This is a genomic window from Streptomyces spiramenti (assembly GCF_012034385.1).
GTDB lineage: Bacteria > Actinomycetota > Actinomycetes > Streptomycetales > Streptomycetaceae > Streptomyces > Streptomyces spiramenti.
The window spans coordinates 1-2476 of sequence record NZ_JAAVJB010000398.1 but is presented as its reverse complement, the minus strand read 5'-3'; the positions used below and the strand labels follow the sequence as shown (position 1 = coordinate 2476).

Below are 2476 nucleotides of genomic sequence, written 5' to 3'. Positions count from 1 at the left end.
CGCCCCGCCCGTGCAGCACGGGCGGGGCGGCCGGGCGGGAGGCGCCGGGGAGGTGCGTCACCCGCCGTCGGCGCGGCTCAGCGCAGGTTGCCGGCGCCGGCGTTCCGCTGCACGTCGCGGGTGGCCTTGGCGACGGGCTCGATCGTGTCGTAGAGCCACGGCGTCCAGCCCACGTCGGTGCCCAGCGGGCCGTCGGGGCGCAGGACGTTGTGCTCGGCGACGACCTCGACCAGGTGCCGCTTGCCGAAGCCGTTCAGGTACGTGCCGGTCTCGTGGAGGTCGGTGCCGTTGAAGCGGCGCGCGATGGTCCCGGGCCGGATGTCGCCCTCGAAGTAGTTGTTGGCGGCGTGGATGCTCGACTCCAGACCGACGCCCCAGGCGTACTCGAACGGGTAGGCCGCCCGGTCGTTGACCTCGTAGACGTTGTTGTAGACGTGCACCTCGCCGCGGCGGACCCGCGGAGAGCGCTGGAGCACGTTCTCGAAGAGGTTGTGGTGGTAGGTGACGCGCAGCTTGCCCGGGTCCTCGGGGTGACTGTCACCACCGCCGACCAGCATGCCCTTGTCGTAGTCGACGTAGTGGTTGTAGGAGACCGTCACCAGGTCCGAGCCGCGTGTGATGTCCACGGAGCCGTCGTAGACCATGTACGGCCGGCCGAAGTGCTCGGTGTCGGGCCGTCCGCCGCCGCGGTAGGTGTTGTGGTCGAGCCAGACGTTGGTGGAGCTGTGGAGCCAGATCGCGTCGTACTCGGAGTTCCAGTTCCCCTCCTGTCCGTCGGTGGGGTCCCACTGCGGGAAGCAGTCCTCGACCGCCTCGAAGCTGATGTTGCGGATGATGACGTTGCTGACGCCGCGCACGTACATGGCGCCGCCCAGCACCCGCGCGTCCTTGCCGAGGCCGACCAGGGTCGTGTTCGAGGGGATCGAGTACACCGAGTGCGCCGACTGGTTGCGGTAGGAGCGGTCACGCGCCTCCTCCAGCGGTCCGGAGGGCTCCTCGTCCCATCCCCAGGTCTCCGGGTCGTACGCGTCGAGGTAGGCGTCGAGGTCGTACCCGGGGTCGGCGAGGTCGTCGCAGGTGAGCGCGGCTCCCTGGGCGTCGACGTTCATGTCGACGGTGCCCTTGACGTAGATGATCGAGGGGGTGTCGTCGGCGACGTCGCCGAGGGCCGCCAGGAGCTCCTCGCGGTCGGTGACGGTGTGGACGTTCTCCGGCGCCGCGGAGGCACCGCCGCTGGTACCCGCCCCGTAGGCGCCCCAGCCGTCGCGTGCTCCGAGCGTCTCGTACCCCAGGTCGGTCCCCCGGGCGGGCCCCTTGGCGGCGGTCGCCGTCGCGGCGGCACCGCCGGGGGCGGCGGCGGTCACCGCGGGCACGGCCCCGGCGAGAACGATGGCGGCACACGCACCCACCAGCAGCTTGGATCTGGATCGCATCGGCGGCTCACTCCACATCTCTGCAACAGGTTGCAGCCCGGGCGGCGAGGTCCGGGCCGGATTGGCGGACATGCTGCCGCTGCCCTCCGGAGCATGACAAGAGCTCCGACCGAGAAATCTGCAAGCGATTGCAGCTCGACAGTCGACCGTCCGCCCCTGCGCCGATGCCGGGGACCGCGCCCTCGGGCCGCCGCGCGGTCCGGCTCCTAGACTGGAGTGGCAGGCGGCGAGAGGCGACCTCCCGGGCAACGCGGCCGGGTGAGGGAGGCTGACATGGCAGGGACCGGACGGTCGCTGGTGGTCGTGCAGAACATCACCCTCGACGGCGTGATCGAAATGGTGGACGGCTGGTTCGACCCGGCCGACGACTCCCGCGGGACCGAGGACGTGGTCGAGGAGCTGCGCGAGCAGATGGCCGCCGAGGACGCGCTGCTCCTGGGGCGCGGCACCTACGAGGACTTCCGCGGCTACTGGCCGAACCGCACCGACGACACCACCGGGGTCGCGGCCCATCTCCACGAGGTGCGCAAGTACGTGGTGTCCAGTTCACAGCTCGACCCGGGCTGGCACAACGCCACCGTGCTCTCCGGCTCTCTCACCGAGAACGTCCTCGCGCTGCGGCGGCGCCCCGGGCGTGACATCTGCGTCACCGGCAGCATCTCGGTCACCCACCAGCTCATCGCCGCGGGGCTGGTCGACGAGTACCGGCTGTTCGTGTACCCGGTCGTGGTGGGGCGGGGCCGGCGGCTGTTCCCGCCGGGGACCGCGCTGCCGCCGCTGCGGCTCGTCCGCTCCCGCACCTTCCGCTCGGGCATCGCGCTGCTGGCCTACCGCACCGGCGCCGGCCCCGGCTGACCCGGCGCGCCCGCCACGTGCCGGGGTCGCGCGGCGGCCGGATGTCACCCGTTCGCCGCGCCGGGACACCGCGCACGGGATCCGCACCGGCCTACAGTCGCGGGGAGAAGCGCCGACCAGGGAGGCGGGACGGATGTCCGATGGAATGGGGCGCCGCGGCGCCGGGCGCCACGCGCGGGATCGACCAC

Annotated in this window: 2 protein-coding genes; one reads left to right on the top strand and one right to left on the bottom strand. The window is 72.1% G+C overall.

Features of this window, described 5'->3' with window-relative positions:
- Positions 1-77: 77 nt before the first annotated feature.
- Positions 78-1433: a pectate lyase family protein gene (locus tag HCJ92_RS23615; protein WP_167935643.1), complete on the bottom strand. Its 1356-nt coding sequence runs from the start codon at positions 1431-1433 to the stop codon at positions 78-80.
- A gap of 273 nt (positions 1434-1706) precedes the next feature.
- Here HCJ92_RS23615 and HCJ92_RS23610 point away from each other — a divergent pair, with 273 nt between their 5' ends.
- Positions 1707-2288, top strand: a complete 582-nt coding sequence (locus HCJ92_RS23610; RefSeq protein WP_167935642.1) for a dihydrofolate reductase family protein — start codon at positions 1707-1709, stop codon at positions 2286-2288.
- The last annotated feature ends 188 nt before the right edge of the window (positions 2289-2476 follow it).